The organism is Actinomadura fulvescens, assembly GCF_039533225.1.
Lineage (GTDB): Bacteria > Actinomycetota > Actinomycetes > Streptosporangiales > Streptosporangiaceae > Spirillospora > Spirillospora fulvescens.
Window position 1 is genome coordinate 154,736 of sequence record NZ_BAAATD010000004.1, and the last position, 23,370, is coordinate 178,105.

Annotated in this window: 17 protein-coding genes; 10 read left to right on the forward strand and 7 right to left on the reverse strand. The window is 70.8% G+C overall.

Annotated features, from left to right (window positions below; all coding sequences use genetic code 11):
- The first annotated feature begins 6 nt into the window (after positions 1-6).
- Genes ABD333_RS16435 through ABD333_RS16460 form a run of 6 tightly spaced genes read left to right on the forward strand, consistent with a single transcriptional unit; the run spans position 7 to position 11,268 of the window.
- Positions 7-1,992, forward strand: coding sequence for a CRTAC1 family protein (locus ABD333_RS16435; protein ID WP_344541801.1), 1,986 nt, complete (start codon positions 7-9; stop codon positions 1,990-1,992).
- A 3-nt stretch (positions 1,993-1,995) separates the two neighbouring features.
- Positions 1,996-3,018: an enediyne biosynthesis protein gene (locus ABD333_RS16440; protein ID WP_344541803.1), complete on the forward strand. Its 1,023-nt coding sequence runs from the start codon at positions 1,996-1,998 to the stop codon at positions 3,016-3,018.
- Positions 3,015-8,816, forward strand: a complete 5,802-nt coding sequence (locus tag ABD333_RS16445) for a type I polyketide synthase (RefSeq protein WP_344541805.1) — start codon at positions 3,015-3,017, stop codon at positions 8,814-8,816. The genes ABD333_RS16440 and ABD333_RS16445 overlap by 4 nt, the downstream gene beginning before the upstream one ends.
- 3 nt (positions 8,817-8,819) lie before the next feature.
- A complete protein-coding gene (locus tag ABD333_RS16450; protein ID WP_344541807.1) occupies positions 8,820-9,278 on the forward strand; it encodes an acyl-CoA thioesterase in 459 nt (152 codons plus the stop codon).
- Positions 9,275-9,886, forward strand: a complete 612-nt coding sequence (locus ABD333_RS16455) for a flavin reductase family protein (protein WP_344541809.1) — start codon at positions 9,275-9,277, stop codon at positions 9,884-9,886. Before ABD333_RS16450 ends, ABD333_RS16455 begins: the two co-directional genes overlap by 4 nt.
- Positions 9,883-11,268 carry a cytochrome P450 gene (locus ABD333_RS16460; protein ID WP_344541811.1) on the forward strand — a complete coding sequence of 462 codons (1,386 nt, stop codon included), beginning with the start codon at positions 9,883-9,885 and terminating at the stop codon, positions 11,266-11,268. Before ABD333_RS16455 ends, ABD333_RS16460 begins: the two co-directional genes overlap by 4 nt.
- 198 nt (positions 11,269-11,466) lie before the next feature.
- Here ABD333_RS16460 and ABD333_RS16465 read toward each other — a convergent pair whose 3' ends face one another.
- The 3 genes from ABD333_RS16465 to ABD333_RS16475 form a co-directional block, all read right to left on the reverse strand.
- On the reverse strand, positions 11,467-12,246 hold the full coding sequence (locus ABD333_RS16465) for a helix-turn-helix domain-containing protein (RefSeq protein WP_344541813.1): 780 nt from the start codon (positions 12,244-12,246) through the stop codon (positions 11,467-11,469).
- Positions 12,247-12,540: 294 nt separating this feature from the next.
- Entirely contained in the window at positions 12,541-13,827 is a 1,287-nt protein-coding gene (locus ABD333_RS16470; RefSeq protein ID WP_344541815.1) for a ParB/RepB/Spo0J family partition protein, read from the reverse strand.
- Positions 13,828-13,956: 129 nt separating this feature from the next.
- Positions 13,957-14,709: a ScbR family autoregulator-binding transcription factor gene (locus ABD333_RS16475; protein ID WP_344541817.1), complete on the reverse strand. Its 753-nt coding sequence runs from the start codon at positions 14,707-14,709 to the stop codon at positions 13,957-13,959.
- A gap of 153 nt (positions 14,710-14,862) precedes the next feature.
- Between ABD333_RS16475 and ABD333_RS16480 the strand changes: the two genes are divergently transcribed.
- From ABD333_RS16480 to ABD333_RS16495, 4 genes are read left to right on the forward strand one after another with little or no spacing between them, the layout of a single operon-like run.
- Positions 14,863-15,432, forward strand: coding sequence for a DUF5987 family protein (locus tag ABD333_RS16480; RefSeq protein WP_344541819.1), 570 nt, complete (start codon positions 14,863-14,865; stop codon positions 15,430-15,432).
- Entirely contained in the window at positions 15,429-17,084 is a 1,656-nt protein-coding gene (locus ABD333_RS16485; protein WP_344541821.1) for a GMC family oxidoreductase N-terminal domain-containing protein, read from the forward strand. Before ABD333_RS16480 ends, ABD333_RS16485 begins: the two co-directional genes overlap by 4 nt.
- 21 nt (positions 17,085-17,105) lie before the next feature.
- Positions 17,106-18,206 (forward strand): carboxymuconolactone decarboxylase family protein, encoded by a 1,101-nt coding sequence (locus ABD333_RS16490; protein ID WP_344541823.1) that lies wholly within the window; start codon positions 17,106-17,108, stop codon positions 18,204-18,206.
- Entirely contained in the window at positions 18,203-19,852 is a 1,650-nt protein-coding gene (locus tag ABD333_RS16495; protein ID WP_344541825.1) for an MFS transporter, read from the forward strand. Before ABD333_RS16490 ends, ABD333_RS16495 begins: the two co-directional genes overlap by 4 nt.
- Here ABD333_RS16495 and ABD333_RS16500 read toward each other — a convergent pair.
- From ABD333_RS16500 to ABD333_RS16515, 4 genes are all read right to left on the reverse strand, one after another.
- On the reverse strand, positions 19,828-20,631 hold the full coding sequence (locus tag ABD333_RS16500; protein ID WP_344541827.1) for a TIGR03084 family metal-binding protein: 804 nt from the start codon (positions 20,629-20,631) through the stop codon (positions 19,828-19,830). The genes ABD333_RS16495 and ABD333_RS16500 overlap by 25 nt on opposite strands.
- Positions 20,628-21,425, reverse strand: coding sequence for a ScbR family autoregulator-binding transcription factor (locus ABD333_RS16505; protein ID WP_344541829.1), 798 nt, complete (start codon positions 21,423-21,425; stop codon positions 20,628-20,630). Before ABD333_RS16505 ends, ABD333_RS16500 begins: the two co-directional genes overlap by 4 nt.
- A gap of 72 nt (positions 21,426-21,497) precedes the next feature.
- Positions 21,498-21,797 carry a hypothetical protein gene (locus ABD333_RS16510; protein WP_344541831.1) on the reverse strand — a complete coding sequence of 100 codons (300 nt, stop codon included), beginning with the start codon at positions 21,795-21,797 and terminating at the stop codon, positions 21,498-21,500.
- Positions 21,798-21,938: 141 nt separating this feature from the next.
- Positions 21,939-23,336, reverse strand: a complete 1,398-nt coding sequence (locus tag ABD333_RS16515; protein ID WP_344541833.1) for an FAD-dependent oxidoreductase — start codon at positions 23,334-23,336, stop codon at positions 21,939-21,941.
- Positions 23,337-23,370 lie beyond the last annotated feature (34 nt).

The window sequence follows — 23,370 nt, forward strand, 5'->3', positions numbered from 1 at the left end:
CCAGTGATGGCAATACTCACCTTCTTGCGCCGGAACGTGCCGGGGATCGTCGCGCTCGGGCTCATCCTGAGCCTGTTCTACGCGGTCCGGCTGCCCAGTGCCCCGGCGGCCGAGAAAGAGGACCTCGCACGCCCGTACGGCTTCACGCCCATGAACATCTCGCTGCCCGGCGGATACCGCCAGCAGACGGTCCGGCGTGTCAACAAGGACTACAAGAACATCGACGCGTGGATCTCGTCGGTCGGCGCGGGCATCGCGATGAACGATCTCGACGGCGACGGGCTCAGCAACGACCTCTGCGTGACCGATCCCCGCATCGACCAGGTCGTGGTCACCCCCACACCGGGCGCCGGGGCGCGACGGTACGCGCCGTTCGCGCTCAGCCCCGGGGCCCTGCCGATGAGCGACACCATGGCCCCGATGGGCTGCGCCCCCGGCGACTTCAACGAGGACGGCCGGATGGACCTGCTGGTCTACCTGTGGGGCCGCACGCCGATCCTGCACCTGGCCCGTCCGGACGCCAAGACGCTCAATGCGGCCTCCTACACCGCCACCGAGCTGGTCCCCGGCGCGCCCGGCGCCGGCAAGACCTACGCGGGCCCGCAGTGGAACTCCAACGCCGTGGCCGTCGACGACTTCGACGGTGACGGCCACGTCGACATCTACCTCGGCAACTATTTCCCGCACGGCCCGGTGCTTGACGACAAGGCCAACTGGGGCGTCGAGATGAACCGGTCCCTGTCCAAGGCCCACAACGGCGGCGAGGACTACTTCTTCCGCTTCACCGGGACCAGGAAGAGCGGCGCCAAGGGCGAGCCGGCCGCGGTCTCCTTCCAGAAGATCGACGACGTGCTCCCCAAGGACGTCTCCAAGGGCTGGGTGCTGGCCTCCGGTGCCAACGATTTGGACGGCGACCAGCTGCCGGAGCTGTACATCGCGCAGGACCACGGCAAGGACGCGCTGCTCTACAACCGTTCGACGCCCGGCCGGATCGCGTTCTCGCCGGTGCACGGCAAGCGCACGCCGGGCCTGCCCAAGTCGAAGCGGATCGGAGCCGACTCCTTCAAGGGGATGGGGATCGACTTCACCGACTTCGACCACGACGGCCTCTACGACATGTTCGTCAGCAACATCACCACGACGTTCGGGATCCAGGAGAGCAACTTCCAGTTCATCGCGACCGCCAAGGACCAGCGGGACCTGCAGAGGCAACTGCGGTCCGGCGGCGCTCCCTGGAAGGACGAGAGCACCGGTCTGGGCACGGCCTGGGCCGGATGGTGCTGGGACGTGAAGATGGCCGACTTCGCCAACACCGGCGACCCGGCGATCGCGCAGACCACGGGATTCGTGAAGGGCGAGGTCAACCGGTGGCCCCAGCTTCAGGAGCTGGCCGCGTCCAACGACATGGTCGTGGAGAACCCGCGGTGGTGGCCGCACGTCAAGGCCGGTGACGACATCGCCGGAAGCCAGAAGCTGCACTTCTTCGTCAAGGGGGACAAGGGCCGCTACGAGGACGTCGCCGAGCAGCTGGGCATGGGCATCCCGGTGCCGACCCGGGGAATCGCGATCGGCGACTCCGACGGCGACGGGCGCCTCGACATGGCGGTCGCACGCCAGTGGGACGAGCCCGTCTACTACCACAACCAGGCCCCGACCCCCGGCGGCTTCCTGGGGCTGCGGCTGACCCGCGAGGGATCCGCGGCCACCGCTCAGGCCGGCGCCCTGGCCGCGCCCGGCACACCCGCGGTCGGCACCCAGGTCACCGTGACCATGCCCGGCGGCCGCAAGCAACTCGCACGGGTCGACGGCGGCAGCGGTCACTCCGGCAAGCGCAGCAACGAGGTGCACTTCGGGCTCGGATCCGGTTTCACCGGCCCCGTCCAGGTCCATCTGCGCTGGCGTGACCAGGCCGGTCAGGTGCGCGAGCAGGACCTTCAGCTGACCCCGGGCTGGCACTCGCTGTCGCTCGGCTCCCAGGCCAAGGAGAAGTGACGCATGTCCACGACGCAGACGACCACCGACAAGCCCAGCCCGCGCCGGCACGATCCCAAGGTCGTCATCGCGCTGCGCAACTTCGCGATGTCGATCACGGTCTTCAACATCCTCGGCTACACGATCCTCGGTTTCGAACAGCCCTGGGCCTGGCCCTTCCTGGCCCTCGCCACCGCCTACTCGGTGGAGACGCTGCTGGAGATCATCGCGGCGCGCACGGAGAAGCGGGTGCCGCGATTCCGGGGGAACGGCATGCGCGGCGTCATGGAGTTCCTCTACCCGTCGCACATCACCGCCCTGGCCATGAACATGCTGATCTACGTCAACGACGAGATCTGGGTGATGGTCTTCGGCGTCACCCTCGCGGTCGGCGCCAAGTGGGTGCTGCGCGCTCCGGTGCGCGGGCGGATGCGGCACTACATGAACCCGTCCAACCTCGGCATCGCGATGATCCTGCTGCTGTTCCCCTGGGCCAGCATCGCCCCGCCGTACCACTTCACCGAGTCGTTCGACGCCCCGGTCGACTGGCTGGTCCCCGCGATCATCGTGGCCGCCGGAACGGTGCTCAACGCCAAGCTGACCGGCCGCGTGTGGCTGATCATGGGCTGGCTCAGCTTCTACGTCATCCAGGCGATCGTCCGCGGCATCCTGCTCGACACCTCGATCCCGGCCGCGCTGATCATGATGACCGGCGTCGCGTTCGTGCTCTACACCAACTACATGGTCACCGACCCCGGGACAAGCCCGTCCGCACCGGCCTCGCAGTTCGCCTTCGGCGCCGGCATCGCGGTGATCTACGGCTTCCTCACCGGCGCGGGCATCGCCTACGGGCTGTTCTTCGCCACCGCCGCCGTCTGCCTCATCCGCGGCGGCTACCTCTGGGCGCTGCACATCTCCAACCGCGTCCGCGAACAGCGCGAGGCGCAGGAGGCCGCGGCCAAGGCGGCGGCCATCGAGACCGGCGACGCCGGCAAGGAACCCGCGGGCAACGGTGCCCTCGACGGGAAGAAGGTCGTACCCGCATGACGAAGCTCGCCATCGTCGGGATGGCGTGCCGCTATCCGGACGCCACCACCCCACGGGAACTCTGGGAGAACGCTCTGGCCGGCCGCCGCGCATTCCGCCGGCTGCCGGACGAGCGGATGCGACTGGAGGACTACTGGGACCCGGACCCGGCCGCTCCCGACCGCTTCTACGCCAGGCACGCCGCGGTCATCGAGGGATATGAGTTCGACCGGGTCGCGCATCGCGTCGCCGGCAGCACCTACCGTTCCACCGACCTCACCCACTGGCTGGCGCTCGACATCGCCGGCCAGGCGCTCGCCGACGCGGGATTCGCCCACGGCGAGGGACTGCCCAGGGAACGCACCGGCGTCGTGGTGGGCAACACCCTCACCGGGGAGTTCACCCGCGCCAACCTCCTCCGGCTGCGCTGGCCCTACGTCCGCCGGGTCGTGGCCGCCGCACTGGCCGAGCAGGACGGATGGGACGACGAACGGCTCGGGGAGTTCCTCGACGACCTGGAGAGCGCCTACAAGGAGCCGTTCCCGGCGATCGACGAGGACTCCCTCGCGGGCGGCCTCTCGAACACGATCGCCGGCCGCATCTGCAACCACTTCGACCTCAAGGGCGGTGGCTACACCGTCGACGGCGCGTGCTCGTCGTCGCTGCTCTCGGTGGCGACCGCGTGCAGGTCGCTGGAGGCGCGCGACCTCGACATCGCCGTCGCCGGCGGGGTCGACCTGTCCATCGACCCGTTCGAGATCGTCGGCTTCGCCAAGACCGGCGCACTGGCCCGGCGGGAGATGCGGCTCTACGACCGCGACTCCAACGGTTTCTGGCCGGGGGAGGGCGCCGGCATGGTCGTGCTCATGCGCGAGGAGGATGCCCGCGCCGAGCAGCGCCGGATCTACGCGACCGTCGCGGGCTGGGGCATCTCCTCCGACGGCCGGGGCGGAATCACCCGTCCGGAGATCGGCGGGTACCGGCTGGCGTTGCGGCGCGCCTACGAGCGCGCCGGCTTCGGCATCGAGACGGTGCCGATGTTCGAAGGCCACGGCACCGGCACGGAGGTCGGCGACGCCACCGAACTGCGGGCGCTGTCGGAGTCCCGGCGCGCCGCCGATCCGGCGGCGGAGCCGGCCGCGGTCAGCTCCGTCAAGGGAATGATCGGGCACACCAAGGCCGCGGCCGGGGTGGCCGGTCTCATCAAGGCCGTCATGGCCGTGCACGAGCAGGTCCTCCCGCCCACCACGGGCTGCGTCGACCCGCATCCGGTGCTGCGGGAGGACGGCGCGGCGCTGCGGATGTTGCGCAAGGCCGAACCGTTCCCCGCCGGTGCGCCCATGCGCGCCGGGATCACGGCCATGGGCTTCGGCGGCATCAACACCCACATCGTCGTGGAGGGCGACGCCCGGCGGCGGCGGATGGACGCCCGGGCCCGGGCGCTGGCGGCCTCGGTCCAGGACGTCGAGCTGCTGCTCGTCGACGGTGACTCGCCGGAGGCCCTGCGCACCCGCCTGGCCGAACTGGTCGAATTCGTGCCCAAGCTGGCGTACGCCGAGCTCGGGGACCTGGCGGCCGCGCTCCAGCGCCGCCTGCGCGACCTGCCCCACCGCGCGGCTGTGGTGGTCTCCTCACCGGAGGACGCCGAGCGCAGGCTGCGGCAGGTTCTGGACGCCCTGAACGAGGGCGAGACCGGACACCTGGGTGCCGACGGGCGGGCGTTCCTGGGCCATGCGCGCAAGCAGGCGCGGATCGGCCTGCTGTTCCCGGGACAGGGCTCGGGCCATGGCACCAGCGGCGGCGCGCTGCGCCGCCGCCTCCCCCTGGTGGAGGAGGTCTACCTCCGGGCGGCGCTGCCCAGCGGCGGCGACATGGTGGCGACGCACGTGGCCCAGCCGCGCATCGTCACCGGGTCGGCGGCCGGTCTGCGCGCGCTGTCGGTCCTCGGGCTGGAGGGCGAGATCGCGGTCGGGCACAGCCTCGGCGAGATCTCGGCGCTGCACTGGGCCGGGGCGCTGGACGAGGAGACCCTGCTCCGGGTGGCGGCCGTCCGCGGCGCCACCATGGCCGAGCACAGCTCCTCGGGCACCATGGCGGGGATCAACGCGCCCCCCGCCGCGGTCGACGGACTCATCGCCGGGCTGCCCGTGGTGATCGCCGGTTACAACGGCCCCGACCAGACGGTCATCGCGGGCTCCGCGGAGGCCATCGAGGCCGCCGCGCGCGCCGCCGGGCAGACGGGGGACGTCTTCACCCGGCTCTCGGTGTCGCACGCCTTCCACTCCCCGCTGGTGGCGCCGGCGGCCGGGGTGTTCGGTGAACGCCTCAAGGGCGAGCGGTTCGGCCCGGTCGGGCGGCGGGTCGTGTCCACGGTGACCGGGGCGGTCCTGGCGCCGGGCACCGACCTGCCGGCGCTGCTGCGCGCGCAGATCACCGAGCCGGTGCTGTTCGCCCAGGCCGTGGAGCTGGCCGCCAAGGACGTCGACCTGTTCGTCGAGGTCGGCCCGGGCCGGGTGCTCAGCCATCTGGCGAAATCGATCACGGACGTGCCCGCCGTCGCTCTGGACACCGACGACGAGTCGCTCGCCGGGTTGCTCGGGGTGGCGGCCGCGGCCTACACGCGTGGCGCTCCGCTGCGGCACGAGGCGCTCTTCCACGACAGGCTGACCAGGCCACTGGAGATCGGCGCCGAGTTGAGGTTCTTCGCCAGTCCGGCCGAAGCGGCACCGCCGCTGCGGATCAGCGGTGGCCGACGGACCCCCCTGGCGGACCCGGGCGACACCGTGAACGGCGGTCCGGCCCACAACGCCGACGGCCCGGCAGATCCCGGCGCGGCGGAGGGCGCCGAGGGCACGGGCGAGCGGGGGGTCGAGCTGCTGCGCCGGCTGGTGGCCGAGCGCGTCGAACTGCCGGCGGAAATGATCTCCGACGACAGCCGCCTGCTCGACGACCTGCACCTGAGCTCGATCACGGTGGGCCAGGTCATGAACCAGGCGGCGACGACGTTGCGGCTGCCGGTGACCCAGGCGGCGGCCAACTTCGCCACCGCCACGCTCCGGGAACTCGGGGAGGCCCTCGACACCCTGGCGGAGACCGCCCAGAGCACGGACACGGGTCCGGCGACGGTGGCCGGTGCCGTTCCCTGGTCACGGCCGTTCCGGCTCGATCTGGACGAGATTCCGCTGCCCGCGCGGACGGCCCCGCAGGACAACGGGCGCTGGCAGGTGCTGGCGCCCGGGGACCACCCGCGGGCCGAGCCGCTACGGCGTGCGCTGGAACGCGCGAACGTCGGCGCGGGCATCCTGGTCTGGCTGCCGCCCGAGTGCGAGCGGGAGCACGTGCGGCTCGCGCTGGAGGGCGCACAGCAGGCGATGCGGGAGCCGGGCGGCCGGTTCGTCCTGGTCCAGCACGGTCGCGGCGCGGCGGGCCTGGCCAAGACCCTCCGGCTGGAGGCGCCGCAGGTGCGCACGACCATCGTTCACCTGCCGCCGGACGCGGCGGACGTCGACACCGTCGTGGCCGAGGTCGCGGCGACGGCCGACTTCGCCGAGGCGCACTACGACGAGGCCGGCGTGCGGCGCGTGCCGACCCTGCGGGCCATGCCCGTGCGGGCGGAACGCACCGTACCGCCACTCGACGAGACCGACGTCCTGCTCGTCACCGGAGGCGGCAAGGGGATCACGGCGGAGTGCGCGCTGGCCGTGGTGGCCGACACCGGCGCCAAGCTGGCCCTCCTCGGCCGTTCTGACCCGGCCGAGGACGAGGAGCTGGCGGCCAACCTCCGGCGCATGGCCGACAGCGGCGCGACCGTGTCCTACGCCCGCGCCGACGTCACCGACGCCGGCCAGGTGCGCGCAGCCGTCGCGGAACTGTCGGCGGCGCTCGGCCCGGTCACCGCGGTGCTGCACGGTGCCGGGCGCAACGAGCCGGCCGGGATCGCGAGCCTGGACTTCGCCGCGTTCGAGCGCACCTTCGCCCCGAAGATCGACGGTCTGCGCGCCGTCCTCGACGCGGTCGAGCCCGCCGGGCTCAAGCTCCTGGTGACGTTCGGCAGCATCATCGGCCGGGCCGGGCTGCGCGGCGAGGCGCACTACGCCACCGCCAACGAATGGCTGGCCGACATCACGGCCGAGGTGGCCGCCCTGCATCCGCACTGCCGGACGCTCTGCATGGAGTGGTCGGTCTGGTCCGGGGTGGGCATGGGCGAACGCCTGGCGGTGGTCGAGGGGCTGTCCCAGGAGGGCATCACCGCGATCACGACCGACCAGGGCGTGGAGATCATGCGGCGGCTGGTGGGCGACCCGGACGTGCCCGCGATCGTGGTGATCAGCGGCCGGACCGGGGGCATCGACACCGTCCGGCACGACCGGCCGCCGCTGCCGCTCCTGCGCTTCGTCGAGAAACCGCTGGTCCGCTACCACGGCGTCGAACTGGTCGCCGAGGTCGAGCTGAACGCGGGCACCGACCCCTATCTCGCCGATCACCTGCTCGACGGCAACCTGCTGTTCCCGGCGGTGCTCGGGATGGAGGCCATGACCCAGGTCGCGACGGCGGCCACGGGCTGGTCCGGCCCACCGGTGATCGAGGGGGCCGAGTTCCTGCGTCCGATCGTGGTGCCACCCACGGGAACCACCACCGTTCAGGTGGCGGCCACCGTCGTCGACGACGGCGTGGCCGAGGTGACCATCCGCAGCTCGGAGACCGGTTTCGCGGCCGAGCACTTCAAGGCCCGGCTGGTGTTCTCCGCGGCCGAGGTCGCGGCGGGCCCACCGAGCCAGGTCACCGACGGCCTGCCGGTGGCGGCGCTGGATCCGGCCACCGACCTGTACGGCGGTGTCCTCTTCCAGGGTGCGCGGTTCCAACGGCTCCGCCGATACCACCGGGCCGCGGCCCGGCACGTCGACGCCGACGTCGCCGTCGCTCCGGCGATGGGATGGTTCGCCGGTTTCCTGCCGGCCGACCTCCTGCTGGGCGATCCCGGGACGCGGGACGCGCTGATGCACGGCAACCAGGTCTGCGTCCCGGACGCGACGCTGCTGCCGTCCGGAATCGAGCGGGTGCACACCAGCGCCGCCTACGTGGGCGCCAAGGGCGAACTTCGCTACTGCGCGACCGAACGGCACCACGAAGGCGACATCTACATCTACGACATCGCGGTGCGCGACGGCGCCGGAGAGGTCGTGGAGCGGTGGGACGGGCTGCGCCTGCACGCCGTCCGCAAGGGCGACGGCGGCGGGCCGTGGGTCGCGCCGCTCCTCGGTTCCTACCTGGAACGCGAAGTCGAGGACCTGGTCGGTACGCGGATCGCCATGGCCGTCGAGCCGGACGGAGACGGCGGGCGGCGTGCCCAGACCGCGCTGGCCGCGGGGCGGGCGCTCGGCCATCCGGTCGAGGTGCGGTACCGCCCCGACGGGCGGCCGGAGCTCGACGGCGGCCTGACGATCTCGGCCTCGCACGGCGCGGGCGTGACGTTCTGCGTCGTGGGGGAGGGGACGCTCGGCTGCGACGTGGAACAGGTGGCCGAACGATCGCCGGCGGAATGGGACGGCCTCCTGGGGATCCACGTCCCGCTCGCCGCGTTGATCTCGCGGGAGGCGGGAGAGTCCCCTGACATCGCCGGGACCAGGGTCTGGTCGGCCGTCGAGTGCCTCCGCAAGGCGGGCCTGCCCGCCGACGCCACCCTCACGTCGCTGCCCGCACGACGTGACGGCTGGCTCGTTCTGGCCTCCGGAACGCTCCGGGCGGCCACCTTGGTCACGACCCTCCGGGACGTCCCCGGCCAGGTCGTGTTCGCGATCCTCCTGAAGGGAGGGGCGTAAGTCATGGACGACTACTTCGAACACCTGCACACCGTCGGTTTCGAGGAGACCAACATCGTCGGCAACGTCTACTACGTCAACTACCTGCGGTGGCAGGGACGCTGCCGCGAGATGTTCCTCAAGGAACGGGCACCGGACGTGCTGGCCGAGCTGCAGGACGACCTGAAGCTGTTCACGCTCAAGGTCGACTGCGAGTTCTACGTGGAGATCACGGCCTTCCACGAGCTGTCGATCAGGATGCGGCTGCTGGAGCTGGGGCAGACCCAACTGGAATTCGGCTTCGACTACGTCCGGCTCGACCCGGGCGGTATTGAGACGCTGGTCGCTCGTGGCCGGCAGCGTGTGGCCTGCATGCGGGGGCCGAACACTCGCACTGTGCCAACCCGGGTGCCCGAGTCGCTGGTCCGGGCGCTGCAGCCGTATCTGCCCGCGGCCCGCGTCGAGGCGGGGAGTCTGGCATGAGCGTCGACTCCGCCCACGGGGGGTCGCCGAACGGAGCGTCGCCGAGCCGAGCTTCGGCGAACGGCACGTCGGCGAACGGAGCGGCCCTCGGCACCGCGGTGGCCGATCCCAAGCTGCTGCGGCGCACGTTCGGCCTGTTCCCGACCGGTGTCACGGTGATCACGGTCGGCGGGGCGGTGCCGCACGCGATGACCGCCAACTCGTTCACGTCGGTGTCACTGGATCCGCCGCTCGTGCTGGTCTGCGTCGGACACGAGGCGGTCATGCACGGCCGTCTCGACGCCGGGTTCTTCGGGGTGTCGGTCCTGGGCTCAGGTCAGGAGCGGATCGCACGGCACTTCGCCGACAAGTCGCGGCCGCTCGGCGCCGCGCAGTTCGACGGCGTCGACTGCGAACCCGGGCCCGCCGTCGGCGTTCCGCTCATCAGCGGAGCGCTGGCACGGTTCGAATGCGAACTCTGGAACGCCTACGGCGGCGGCGACCATTCGATCTTCCTCGGCCGGGTCCTGTCGATGGACCGGCCGAGCACCGAGCATGACGAGGCGCTGCTGTTCTATCAGGGACGCTTCCGCCGGCTGGAGCCGGAACGGAACGAGGTGAACGTATGAGCACCACCGAGCGCGCCGGGACCCCCCGGCGCGCCGCCGCCGCGGGCCGGGTGCCGCCCGGGCCGCGGTGGACCGCGACCCCCAGCCTGATCAAGATGCTGGCGATGGACCGGCTCGGCATGATGACCACGGCGGCCCGGTACGGCGACGCGGTGCGGCTCGCCATCGGCCCCAAGTCCATGTACTTCTTCAACCATCCCGACTACGCCAAGCACGTGCTGACGGACAACAGTGACAACTACCACAAGGGCGTCGGGCTCAAGCAGGCTCGCCGAGCCCTGGGCGAGGGGCTGCTGACCAGCGAGGGCGACCTGTGGCGCAAGCAGCGCAAGGTCGTCCAGCCGGCCTTCCAGCACAAGCGCATCTCCCGGCAGGCCGACGCGGTCGTGGAGGAGGCGGGCAAGCTGGTGGCCCGCCTCCGGGCACGCGCCGGCGGTCCCCCCGTCGACGTCGTCCAGGAGATGACCGGGCTCACCCTCGGCGTGCTCGGCCGGACGCTGCTCGACGCCGACCTCAGCGCCCACGGCTCGATCGGCCGGGCCTTCGAGGCCGTCCAGGATCAGGCGATGTTCGAGATGGTCTCCCAAGGCGTGGTCCCGATGTGGCTGCCGCTTCCCAAGCAGCTGCGGTTCCGCCGGGCCCGCCGGGAGCTGGAACGCATCGTCGGCGCGCTCGTCTCGGAGCGAGGCGCGCGATTCGACGCCGGCGACGACGCGCTGTCCAGGCTGATCCTGTCGGTTCGCCGGGAGACCGATCCCAAGGTGGGCCGGCAGCGGCTGCGGGACGAACTGGTGACGCTGCTGCTCGCCGGGCACGAGACCACCGCGAGCACGCTCGGATGGTCCTTCTACCTGCTGGACCGGCATCCGGAGGTTCTCGGCCGGGTGCGCGCGGAGGTGACCGAGGTGCTCGGCGACCGGGTCCCGGTCTTCGAGGACCTGCACGGCCTGGTCTACACCGGGATGGTCGTGCAGGAGGCCATGCGGCTGTATCCGCCGGTGTGGTTGCTGTCCCGGATCGCCCAGGCCGACGACGAGGTCGGCGGATACCACGTACCGGCCGGGTCCGACGTCCTGGTCTCCCCGTACACGATGCACCGCCACCGGGAACTGTGGGGCGACTCGGCCGAGGAGTTCGACCCGGACCGCTTCGACCCGGACAACCCGCAGGCCCGGCCGCGCTTCGCCTACATCCCGTTCGGCGCCGGCCCTCGCTTCTGCGTCGGAAACCATCTCGGCATGATGGAGGCGACCTTCGTGCTCGCCATGGTCGTCCGCGAGCTACGGCTGACCACGGTCCCGGGACACCGTGTCGTTCCGGAGCCGATGTTGTCGTTGCGGATCCGCGGCGGTCTGCCGATGACGATCCGGCCGGCGACCTGAGCAGGCCGGCCGCCTTGCCCGCACGAAGACCCCCGCGAAGACTCCGCACAGGCGGAAACGCCCCGGCCCCGATCCTTCGATCGGGGCCGGGGCGTTCTCTTTCGTGCCGCCGGTGGCGTGCGATGGAACATTGAGCCGGCGGCGATCGATGAAACTGTGCCGGTGGAGGAACGGGGCGAGGGAAGGGCGCCCGGTTCGTCAGCTGGCGGTCGCGCGCAGGGCCACGAGCCGTGCGTCCAGGAGCGCCAGCAGCACCGGGGGTTCGATCGTCCGCATCGGCCGGAGCCGGATCTCCAGCGGGCCGATGGCCATCGCGGCCCGGACCTTGATGGGGCCGTGGGCGCCGACCGTCGGGGTCTCCCCGTCGAGCATCTCGACCTCGCCGACCGGCACCGACTGCACGAGCAGATGCCAGGTGCCCTCGGGAACGTTGTCGAGCCGGAACGGTCCGGGCCGTTCCAGCACCGTGCACCGCGCCGGGCGCCCCTGCGGGATCGTGTCGGGGAACAGTCCGAGGAAGACGGGGTTCTGCTCCTCGTCCACACGCCGGATCGAGAGATCGTCCGAGTGCTCTCCCTTGATGTGTCCCGTCACGACGGCCGTCCGCGCCCCGCGGTGCTGGGTGTCGACGTGGATGCGCGGGGTGAAGCCGCCGAGCTCCCGGTAGACGGTCGGGGAGAGCCCGACGCTGCGCTTGAACCGGGAGCTGAACGTGCCGACGCTGCTGTAGCCGACCTGGTGGCTGATGTCGGCGACGCTCATCGAGGTCGACAACAGAAGTTTCTTGGCCTCCTGAAGCCGGACCGCTGAAAGAAAGCGCCCCGGCGACACCCCCGTCGCGCGTTGAAATAGGCGAGTGAAGTGGAACTTGCTGAACATTGCGGTCCGGGCCATATCGTCGATGGTGATCTGCTCGCCGATATTTTCATAAATGCTGTCGACAACCCGCAGGATGCTCTGCTCCGTGTGGCCGTCCATGGACCTCCCCTTCTTCTGTGGTCCGCCCCGTTACGTGCCGGTGATGATCGTGCCCCAGCCATTGATCAAGAGGCTGGGTGGCAACGCGATATCCCATCGCGTCTGCCGGGCAGCTTATCAGCGAATTGTTAATCATGGATTTCGCGATTTGAACACGACTATTGCCTTGTGTATTGGCGGTGCGACCCTCAGTAAATGATTCATGATAGGCCGAGGTAAGGTGTTAGATAATGGCGTTATCGAATGGGGGGCATTCCCCGGCGGGGCCGGGGCGGGGAGCCGGGCACCCGCATATCATTCGTCGGCGGATTTCCCCTGCCGGTCGACGGCACAGGCGAAGCGTTGCCATGCCTCGGCATAGACGCGGGCGATCGTCGCGATGGCCGCCGCGCAGTGGGGCGGCACGGCCTCGACGAGCTCGGACCAGTCGGTGTCGGCCACCGATCTCGCGTGCAGGACCCGCAGCAGGCCACGGCCCACCTCGGTGTGCCGGATCGCGGGATCCTTGGTGAGCTTGCGCAGCAGCTCCGTGGGATCTGGCGGTTCAGATGCCCGGAGAACGTCCTGTCCGGGCGCGATGTCCTCTCCAGCGGTGTCCTTTCCGGGTGCCGTGTCCGCCAGGGGATCGGGTCGTCGCGGGGGATCGGGGGCCTTGGCCGGAAGTTCGTCGGCCGCCGTCGCGGCGGCGTTCCGCCCGGTCCCGGAATGCTGCCGGGCGGGTGCCGGATCCTCGCCGCGGCTCAGCCTCTTGCGGACGTCATGCGCCGTGCCGACCGACACGGCCGCGATCCGGGCGATCTCTCGGAGCGAGGCCTCGGGGTGGAGGACGATCGCCTCCGCGGCGCGATGCCTGCCCTCGATCCAGCTCGTCGGACGCAGCCGTCCGTCGGCCCCCATTCTTCTGTTCGACTGCGCGTATTCCGCGCTCGAACACCGGAGCCCGGCGATCGTCTTTGCGGCCAGCCCGGTGTAGCCGGCGATCGTCCGGTCCGACAGGTCGGGATGTGATCGGATGATGCGCATCGCCGCGGCCTTGCGATCGGTCAGCGACAGGGGCAGGCCGTGCGAGATGTTCTCCGCGACGGCGCGAATGAAAGCGTCCTCGTCGCTGCCGTCGAAATACGTCACCTCGATCTCTTCGCGGCCGCTGAGAACCGCCGCGCGCAACCGGTGCACGCCGTCGACTATCCGCATGGTCGGACGGTGCACGAGGATCGGCGGCAAGGGGCTCTCCGTCTGTGCGAGCCGATGAACATGCTCCTCGTCGAGAACACGGCGTGGTGAGTACCCCTCACGGAGGGCGCCGATCGGGACGGCCTCGGACGGGCCGGTCCGCGCGTGGCGGTCGATCGGCCGTCGCGGGTCGCGTTCATGATCTGGGGCGGGTTCCTCCTGTGGTGGTGAAATGGGCATGAGTGACTCCCCCATGGTCCTGCGGAAGCCGAGTCGGCCCCTGACTCGGCGCGCGCACTCACTCCGATCAACAGAAAAGATACCGGCCGACCGACTTAACGCAATACTCTGGAGTGTCGTCGGCTCTGACGTCATGTGGTCAAGATCTCGTGGAAAGTCCCAGTTCATGGACTGGATCAGTGAATTCGCAGGTTGGGGGGCCGATGGGCCGGCCGCCCGGTGAGGGTGGCCAGAAAAGGCAGTCACACCCTGCTTACCACCACTTGACTGACACGTGGATGGTAGTTATCGCGACAGTCACAGCGCGGACCGCGGAGCGGCTTCGAGATCGGCCAGACACTCCGGAGTCGCCAGCCCGGGAAGCAGGAGTTTCCACATCTGCGTCAGATGATGTTTGAAATCAACGCGTGCCGCGCCGCCGGCCGGTGTCTGGCACAGCCCGGTGAACGTGGCGACGATCAACTCCGCGGTCGAACGGGGATCGACCTCGGGCCGTAGATCACCCTGCTCCTTGGCCTCGGCCAGCAGCCGCTGGAGGAGGTCTGTCCAGGAGGCGAACAGCGGCGGTATCTCCTCGCCGATGCGGTCGCGTTCGATGGCCAGCCGGGTGCTCGCCCTGGCCATGACATCCTCGCTGTGCTGCGCGGCGGCCCGGCACAACAGTGCGGGCAGCAGATGAATTGCCCGTGGATGCCGCTCGCGCAACTCAGCCAGCAGGCGGGCCCACAGGTCGGCCTGTTCGCTGATGATGGCGGCGGCCAGATGCTTCTTCGACGGGAAGTGAAAGTAGAGCGCGCCCTTGCTGAGGTTACGGCCCGCGACGATGTCCTGGAGTCGCGTGCCCGAGTACCCGTTGGCCTCGAACTTCTCGGCGGCGGCACGAAGCATGGTGCCTCGTGTCCGATCGGCTCTGGCCTGCATGTTCTCGCCGTCCTTCGTGCGCCGGGGGCTAATCATATAACAGCGGCCGGCCTTCCGGTCCCGGTGGCTTTGGCGTCCATTCATACCGGCCTGTTTGAAGCAGGCGCCGGCTATTACCGGCTGACGCATTGACGCCCCGAGACCCTTGAAATGATTTGGGACGGCACTCTCGAAGATGCGTTGCGAACCTGCCGGGCCGACGATGGACCTTGTTAGGGCGGATATGCAATGGCTGCTAATTCGCGATTCTGTGCCATACGAAGGGCGTTGGAGGTGAGGCCGGTGACACCGGATGTCCAGACCGAGGACGGCACCAGGCGGATGACCCTCGAAGCGTACGCCGACACGATCATCCCGGGCGAGAAACGCGGTCCAGGCGACAGGGCCGTCGCCGGCGCGGCGGCGGGTCCCGGCGCGGTGGCCGCGGGTGCGCTGGAACTGCTGGAGACGCCTGCCGCCGGCCTGGTCTCCGGCCTTGACGATCTCGTGCGCATGCTCAACGACCACGCGCGGACGCATGCGGAGATCGTCGGGGAGGCGCTCGATCCCGAGGTGCCGCCGTTCGTCGCCCTGCCCTTCGCGGAACGCACCGCGCTGGTCCAGGCACTCCTCGCTCCGGGGCATCCGGAGAAGGACGTGTGGGTGAGCCTGGCGTTGTTCAGCAACATGGCGTTCGACACCGCGGCCCACCTGCCCACCCTCGAAGCGCTTGACGCGGGTCACCCCGGCCTGGCGGTCATGGGACTCGCCCAGCCCGACAGCGACGGACTTTGGCGTTTCCCCCAGTTCTCCTACGGTCGCCGGCTGGCCGAGATCCACCCTCGTACGACGCCTTCAGGGAGCCCCGAATGAACAGCACGGAAAGCACCGACGTCCTGGTGGTGGGCAGCGGCTTCGGCGGGGCGATCGCGGCCTATCATCTGGCGGCGGGCGGCGCTCGCGTCGTGGTGCTGGAACGCGGTCCCTGGCTGGAGGGCAAGGACTTCGACCACGACTTCAAGCTGGGCTCGTCGTACACCCGGATCTTCGACTTCGTGGTGGGCGACGGCATGAGCATCCTGGGCGGCAACTGCGTCGGCGGCGGCAGCGTCGTCTACTTCGCGGCGATGCCGCGCGCGCCCCGGTTCGTGTTCGAGCGCAAGGGCAGCATCGGGCGCCGCATGTGGCCGAAGGCCGTCTCCAGGGACACGCTCGAACCCTGGTACGACCGAGTCGCCGAGGCTCTGCCGGTCACCAAGCAGGACTGGGACGAGGTCACCTACGCCGGCGGGTTGTGGGCCGCGGCGTGCGCCCACTCGGGCCTCACCGCCAACCCGGTGCCGGTCGCGGTCGACAACGACAAGTGCACCAACTGCAACTGGATGATGGCCGGCTGCCGCTTCGACGCCAAACGATCCCTGCTGTTCAACTATCTGCCGGCGGCGCTGGCCCACGGCGCCACCATCCGCCCCATGCACGAGGTCCAGCACCTGTCGAGGAACGACGACGGCGGCTACCGGGTGCACTACGACGTCATCGACGACGAGGACTACAGGGTGCGCGTGGGGACGGGGGCGATCGACGCCAAAGTCGTCGTCCTGGCGGCCGGGGCGGGCGCGACGCCCGTGATCCTGCAGCGTTCGGAGCCCGCGCTCGGGCGGATGCCGCATGCCGCCGGACGCTACTTCTCCGGTAACGGCGAGCGGCTCAACACCGCGGTGATCGACGAGGACAGGGCCCGCGAGGTGCTCGGCCTCGACCGCGGCGACGGCCTGGCCTACGCGGCCAACCAGATCGGCAGGGGACCGGTCGTCGCGAACTGGGACCGGCTCGACGGGAGCCTGCCCGAGCACTCGCGGTTCTCGCTTGAGCAGCTCTATTTCCCGCCCGGTCTGGGGACCATCCTCGCCCAGGTGCCCGGGGCGACCGGCCCGAGCTGGTTCGGCGTCGACAAGAAGGAGATGCTCAGCCGCTGGCAGTCGTGGCTGACCATCTTCACCATGTCGGAAGACGACAACGAGGGCGTGTTCGGCCCGCCACCGGCCACGGGCAACGCCATGCGGCTGTCCCAGCAGATGCTCGGCCGCGGCAACCTGCGCTACAACCCGACCGCCAACACCCTGCGCGGCTGGGCGGAATCCGACGCCGCGGTCCGCGACATCATCGAACGTGACGGGCTCGGCAAGGTGATGCCCTGGACGAACGATGTGGTGGGCGCCTACACCGTGCATCCGCTGGCGTCCTGCCGGATCGGCGACGACCCCGCCACGTCCGCGCTCGACGACGGGCACGAGCTGCGCGGGCACCCCGGCATCTTCGTGACCGACGGCTCGGCGGTGCCGTCGGGCCTGACGGTCAACCCGGCGATGACCATCGCCGCGCTCGCCGAACGGGCGATGCCCGGCATCGTCCAGGCCGTGCGGCGGCGGGGTGTCCAGGTCGCCTACGGCGCCCCGGCACCGGACGGGGCCACCAGCGGCCGGCGCGGGACCGCGCCGCTCGTCCCCGTGCTGGCGCGCGACTGACGACCCGGGCGGGACGCCACGATGACGAGCCTCTTCGTCCGCGCCGCCCGGCGCGGCGCACAGGAGCAGATCGGGCATGTGTCGCTGGTCAGGCATGAGGCGGCGCGAGGCCGGGTGGCCGAGATCTACGCGCAGCTGGAGCGTGACTTCGGCATCCTCGCACCGCCGGTGATCCTGCATTCGCCGGCGCCCGCGATGCTGGCGGCGGCCTGGATGATGCTGCGGGAGACCCTGGTCGCCACGGGACGGGCCGATCGCGCCGCCAAGGAGGCGGTCGCGGCGGCCGTCTCGCTCGGCAACTCCTGCCCGTACTGCGTCGAAGTGCACAGCATGACGCTGCACGGGCTGGTGCGCGGACACGACGCCGAGGCGATCGCGCGTGACCGGCTCATCGAGATCCGGGAGCCGCGCATCGCCGCGATCGCCGAGTGGGCCAGGCGTTCCGGGGAGAAGGGGCCGTCCGGCCGGGACACTCCCCCCTTCCTTCCCGCGCTCGGGCCGGAGCTCATCGGGGTCGCGGTCGTCTTCCACTACTACAACCGGATGGTCAACGTCTTCCTGGGCGACACACCTTTCCCGGACCGGACGCCGGCCCGGGTGCGCAGGGGCCTGAAACGGCTGATCGGCCGGTACATGGCACCGGGCGCGTCGAACTTCCATGAGCCGGGAGCGTCGCTCGGGCTGCTGCCGGGTGGCCCGCTCCCCGAGGACTTCGGCTGGGCGAAGGCGAACGGCATGGTCGCCGACGCCTTCGCTCGTTCGGCGACAGCCATCGACGAGGCGGGGAAGCGGGTGGTCCCGGCATCGGTCCGGGATCTGCTCGCCGCCGAACTGGAAGCGTGGGACGGCCGGCCGCCCGGCCTCGGACGCGGCCGCTTCGATGACGCGGTGGCCGGGCTGCCCGCCGCGGACCGCCCGGCGGGCCGGCTGGCCATGCTCACCGCGATGGCCTCCTACCGCGTCGACCAGGCTGTCATCGATGCCTTCCGGCGGGATGACCCGGCGGACGCGCGGTTCGTCGAGTTCGTCTCGTGGGCCGCCTTCACCGCCGCGCGCCGCGCCGGAGCGCTGTCCCGGGACCTGGCGGGCGGCATCGCGGAGGGCGCGGAGGGCGTGGAATGAGCCGTGGGAAGCGCGGGGTCACGAGCCCGTGGCGAGCCCTCCTCGTCCTGTGCGTCGCGAACTTCCTGATCCTCCTCGACACCACCATCGTCACCACCGCCGCCCCGGAGATCATGCGGACGCTCGATGCCGGGATCGACGAGATGTTGTGGGTGCTCAACGCCTACCTGCTCACCTTCGCCTCGCTGCTGATCGTCTGCGGCCGGCTCGGCGACGTCGCCGGCCCGCGCACCGTGTTCGCTTGGGGACTGGTGATCTTCACCGTCGCGTCGCTGCTGTGCGCGGTGGCGCAGACGCCCGAGCAGCTGGTCGCGGCGCGGGTCGGCCAGGGACTCGGCGCCGCGGCACTGGTGCCGCAGGCGCTCGTCCTGATCACCGTGCTCTTCCCCGCCGACCGGCGCGGGGCCGCCTTCGGCGTCTTCACGGCGACCGCAGGCATCGCCGCGGTCAGCGGTCCGACGCTGGGCGGTTTCCTGATCACCGCGACCGGCTGGGAGTCGATCTTCTATCTCAACGTTCCGGTGGGCCTCGCCGGGCTCGTGCTGGCCTTCCGGTTCGTCCCGGACCTGCGCCCCGCCCGTGCGCACAGCTTCGACGTCGTCGGCGTGACGCTGGCGACCGCGGGGCTGGTGGGGATCGTCTACGGTCTCGTCGAAGGACAGCGGCACGACTGGGGACCGGTCGCGGGTCCGGTGACCATCCCGCGCGTCTTCGCCGCCGCGGTGGCGGTGCTGGCCGCCTTCGTCCTCTGGGAGCGGCGGCAGCCCGAGCCGCTGGTCCCGGGACGGCTGTTCCGCGACCGCAACTTCGGCCTCGCCACCTGCATCACCCTCGTCACGTCGTTCTCGCTCTACGGCCTGCTGCTCGTCTTCGTGATCGAGACCCAGACACTGCTCGGTATGAGCCCGCTCAGGTCGGGTGTCGCCGCGTTGCCGCTCACCCTGTCGCTGAGCGCGGTCGCGCCGGTGGCGGGCAGGCTCGCCGACCGCGTCGGCGGCCGGTATCCGCTGGCCGCCGGCCTGGTCCTGTACGCGGCGGGCGTGCTGGGCCTCGCGTTCGTCCCGACCACCTCGTCGACCGGGACGACCTTCATCCTGCCGATGCTCCTCGTCGGCCTCGGCATGGGCCTGACGATCGCGCCCGCCACCACCGAGGCCATGCGTTCGGTCGAGCCGCGGCTGGCCGGGGCGGCGTCGGGCGTGCTCAACACGGCACGCCAGCTGGGCGCGGCGCTCGGCGCCGCGGTGATCGGAGCGGTCCTGCAGAATCGCCTGGTGGAGGCGCTGCATCGCGAGGCGGCGGAACGAGCCGGCCGGCTGCCGCCGTCGGCACGCGCGTCCTACCTGAGCGGCTTCGACGAAGCGGCCGCGGCGGGCCTCCACCTGGGCCGCGGGCAGCACGGCGGCGTGGGCGCGTCCGAGGATCTGCCGCCGGGCCTGGCGGAGCGCTTCGCGGCGCTGGTACGGGAGGCGTTCGGCCAGGGCTTCGTCGCCGCGACCCGGCCGACGCTGAGCGTGGTGGCCGTCGTCCTCGTGGCCGGCGCCGTGGCGGCCGTCTTCGTGGAGCGGCGGCCCGCGGGCCCGGGTGATCGGTCACCTGCCCGGGCCCGCGAGGACGCGGCTCAGCCGCGCAGGGCGGCGAACTGACCCGGAGCACGTCCCTCGCCGGCCGGACCGCGGTAGGCCTGGGCGATGTCCAGCCACGCGTCGGCCACCTCGCCGGTGGCCTCGATGTCGAGGTCGTCGCGGTGGCGGCGGCGGAGCACCAGGAGGCAGAAGTCGGCGGCCGGGCCGGTGACGCGCTGGGCGGCGTCCTCCGGGCCGAACTCCCAGGCGGTTCCGGACGGCAGCGTGAGCTCGAAACGGAACTCGTCGGGCGGCGGAGTGAGCCCGCGCTCGGTGTAGGCGAACTCCTTCACGAGGACCGCGAAACCGACCAGGTGCTTGATCCGGTCGGTCCAGGTGCGCTGGACGCCGAGCGCGTCGTACACGTCCTGCCCGTGCCCGATCAGCTCCATGAGGCCCGCGCAGGCGAGGATGGCCGGTGGCAGTGGCCGGACGAGCCAGGGCACCACCTGGTCCGGGGGCACCGCGGCGAGGGCGGTGGTCGCCGTCTTCTTCTCCGTCTGCCAGCGCGCGAACAGCGTCGCGGGAGCCTCGGCGAGGAAGGGTGCCATCGCGGCCTCGACGTTGGCGTTGAAGTCGGGGCCGAGCCGCGCGACCAGCGCCTCGAACGCCCGCGGGTCACCGGCGGACAGGCCGGCCATCCGGAACGTCGCCGACAGGTGGGCGATCTGGTGTGCGATGGTCCAGCCGGGGGCCGGGGTGGGGGTTCTCCACTGGTCGGCGTCCAGGCCGGCGAGTACCTTGTCGAGCTCGTCGCCTTCCGCGGTGAGATCTGAGAACACCTCGTGCAGATCTGTCACACCCTGCTCCTTTCATGCCGGCCGGAACCGGGAATTCCATCGCCGCCGAGGGCGGCTGGTCCCTTTGAATGGTCCGCCGAAAGGAGACGCGCCGCATCTCGTGGCTTGCGCTCCAGGAGACTCACCGGGAGCACATCGGAAGAATTGCGGAGTGTCCGGTGCCCGATGGCGTTCAGAGCGGCCAGGACTTCCGCCATCTTCTCCGCTTTGACCAGCCCCGGCAGCAGATGTTCGAGCATCGCCGTCAAGTGCGGGTGGATATCGCCGTCGAGTCCCTTGATGGTCCGCATACGCTGCAGTCCGGCGAAACCGGCCACCAGGAACTCGGCAACGATGCGGGGGGCGACGTCGGGCCTCAGGTCGCCCTGGTTGTGGGCCTCGATCAGGAGCCCTTCCACGATTTCCACCCAGCCGGTGAACAACGCCGGAACGGCGGTGCCTATCTGGTCCTTCTCACAGGCCAGCCGGGTGCCGGCGCGCGCGACGACGTCGTCGCGGATGTTCCCTGCCGCCTCCATCAGCAGCTCCAGCAGGAGACGGAGCGCGTTCCGCTCGCGACCGCGCAGGTCGGTGAGCAGGCGCGGCCAGAGCGCGTGCTGCTCTTCGAGAATCGCGACCGCCAGGTCTTTCTTGGACGGGAAATGGAAGTAGAGCGCGCCCTTGCTGACACCTCGTCCCGTCACGATGTCCTGAAGGGACGTGCCGTGATAACCACGCGCCTCGAACGTTTCGGCGGCCGCGTGGAGGAGGGCGCGCCGCGTCTGGTCTGCCCGTTCCTGTTTCGTTCGTCCCATACGTCAGCCAATGCTCGTGTGGCAGGGGCCGCACGCTGTCGGAGCAGGCCCCTGCCACGCTGCGGGGTCCGTCTAAACGAAGCGATAGGAACCGATGATGGTGGCCTCGCTGCGGTCCGGCTTGCCTTCCAATCGGTCTTTGAACCCCTTCTGGAAATCCTGGAAGGCGGCGAGTTCGGGCAGCGGGTCCGCGTCGTCGTCCATTTCGGCGATGTGGACGAAGCTCACGCCGTCCGCCAGGCGGAAGCTGGCATAGCGCAGCCCGTCGGGATTCTCCCTGGCGAGTTGGTCGAAGACCTCGGTGACGAGGCGCTGGTTTTCGTCGGCGTGGTCGGGCTTGGTCGTATAACGGATGACGACGGTCCTGCTCATGCTGAGCTCCATCCGGAATTGGGCAGGACGTGCGGTCCCACCCGCCCTCCTGTGTAGTTGTTAATGCGCATCATACAGTTGCAATGAGCAAGTAGTCTATGGAGCGGGGCGCCCGGGCGCAGCGGCACGGCGCGAGCCGGATCAGACGCGATGGCCGGGCCTCGCCCTGGTGTCGAGCGTGGGCGCCGGGACGGGCGTGCGCCTGCGCGCCAGGCTTCGCAGGACCCGCAGGACGATGGCCGGGCGCATGATCGCCTGGGGCGGATCGACCAGGCCGATGACGCGGAAGAAGGCCTTGGTGATCATCGCGTCGCGGAGGGCCGCCTCCTGCAGACGCCTCATGTAGGCGTTCCCCAGTCTGATCTGCATGGTCCGGTGTCCTTCGACACCGGGGAAGCTGAGGTCTCCGGCCGCGGAGAGCCGCCACTGCGTCTCGATGACGCCGGTGATGTCGCGGAAGAAACGGCGCGGAGTCGGCGGGGCGCCCGACCGGAGGTGCGCGCGGAGCGCGAGGGCCTCCAGCGCTGCCACGGTCATGCCCTGTCCGTAGACGGGGTTGAACGAGCAGACGGCGTCGCCGACGGCGAGCATGCGGTCCGGGAGGAAGTCCATCCGGTCGTACCGGCGCCACAGGCTCGCGGGGAAGCGGAAGGTCACCGGATCGTCGAGCGGATCGGCGTCCAGGAGGGCCGCGTGGATGTCGGGCACCGCGAGGCTCCGCGCGAACGCCAGGAAACCATCGGGATCGGCCGGGGGGTGGTCTCCCAGCATGCCGGTCAGGGTCAGCATCGCCGTGCCGTCGCCCCGGTTCTGGAAGTACGCCCCGCGCGGGAACCGCGGTGAGGGCACCAGGTTGATGGTGAGGTCGCCGTGGTACGGGTCCGACCGGAGCCGGTAGTTGCGGGTGGTGTAGGCCAGCCCGACCTTGATCCGCTGCTCTTCGGGACGCTGGTGACCGAGACCGGCCAGCCAGGCCGGCAGGCGCGAACCGCGGCCGGTGGCGTCGACCAGGAGGTCGGTGTGCAGTACCTCGGCCGCCCCGCCAGCGGTGTCGCGGCGCACCCGGACGCCGACGATCCGGTCGCCCGCGGGGGTGGCCACCGGCTCCAGGATGTCGCAGCGCTCGACGAGCTTCACGTTGGGCAGCGCCGCCGTCCGGTCCCGGAGGTAGGCCTCCAGGACCGGCCGGATGGAGCCCAGGCTGACCAGCCCGCTGTGCACGCGGGGCAGCCGCCGGCCGTTCACGTACCAGCGGAGGTCGGCCGCGAAGTCCCCGATCGGGACGCCGGCGTTCACCAGGTCCGCCTCGAAGCCGGGATAGAGCTCGCACAGGACCTCATGCCCCCGGGCGAGCACCCCGTGCACGTGGTGTCCGTGCGGGACGCCACGCCGGGGGGTGGTCACCCCGGCCAGCGTGTCGCGGTCGAGGACCAGCACCTCCTCGTAGGCGTCCGCCAGTACCCGGGCGGCGAGAAGTCCGGCGATGCCGCCGCCGAGCACGACCGCGCGTCCGCCGAGCGTCGCCCTCACCATGTCCATCACGTCCTTCGGGTGGAGCGCGCCGGAACGGTGG

Bases quoted from the DNA above. Each gene is read 5' to 3' on its own strand.
- ABD333_RS16440 (WP_344541803.1), top strand. From the start codon at position 1,996: ATGTCCACGACGCAGACGACCACCGACAAGCCCAGCCCGCGCCGGCAC.
- ABD333_RS16455 (WP_344541809.1), top strand. From the start codon at position 9,275: ATGAGCGTCGACTCCGCCCACGGGGGGTCGCCGAACGGAGCGTCGCCG.
- ABD333_RS16495 (WP_344541825.1), top strand. From the start codon at position 18,203: ATGAGCCGTGGGAAGCGCGGGGTCACGAGCCCGTGGCGAGCCCTCCTC.
- ABD333_RS16475 (WP_344541817.1), bottom strand. From the start codon at position 14,709: ATGCGTCAGCCGGTAATAGCCGGCGCCTGCTTCAAACAGGCCGGTATG.
- ABD333_RS16460 (WP_344541811.1), top strand. From the start codon at position 9,883: ATGAGCACCACCGAGCGCGCCGGGACCCCCCGGCGCGCCGCCGCCGCG.
- ABD333_RS16510 (WP_344541831.1), bottom strand. From the start codon at position 21,797: ATGAGCAGGACCGTCGTCATCCGTTATACGACCAAGCCCGACCACGCC.
- ABD333_RS16505 (WP_344541829.1), bottom strand. From the start codon at position 21,425: ATGGGACGAACGAAACAGGAACGGGCAGACCAGACGCGGCGCGCCCTC.
- ABD333_RS16465 (WP_344541813.1), bottom strand. From the start codon at position 12,246: ATGGACGGCCACACGGAGCAGAGCATCCTGCGGGTTGTCGACAGCATT.
- ABD333_RS16450 (WP_344541807.1), top strand. From the start codon at position 8,820: ATGGACGACTACTTCGAACACCTGCACACCGTCGGTTTCGAGGAGACC.
- ABD333_RS16435 (WP_344541801.1), top strand. From the start codon at position 7: ATGGCAATACTCACCTTCTTGCGCCGGAACGTGCCGGGGATCGTCGCG.
- ABD333_RS16470 (WP_344541815.1), bottom strand. From the start codon at position 13,827: ATGAACTGGGACTTTCCACGAGATCTTGACCACATGACGTCAGAGCCG.
- ABD333_RS16485 (WP_344541821.1), top strand. From the start codon at position 15,429: ATGAACAGCACGGAAAGCACCGACGTCCTGGTGGTGGGCAGCGGCTTC.
- ABD333_RS16445 (WP_344541805.1), top strand. From the start codon at position 3,015: ATGACGAAGCTCGCCATCGTCGGGATGGCGTGCCGCTATCCGGACGCC.
- ABD333_RS16490 (WP_344541823.1), top strand. From the start codon at position 17,106: ATGACGAGCCTCTTCGTCCGCGCCGCCCGGCGCGGCGCACAGGAGCAG.
- ABD333_RS16515 (WP_344541833.1), bottom strand. From the start codon at position 23,336: ATGGACATGGTGAGGGCGACGCTCGGCGGACGCGCGGTCGTGCTCGGC.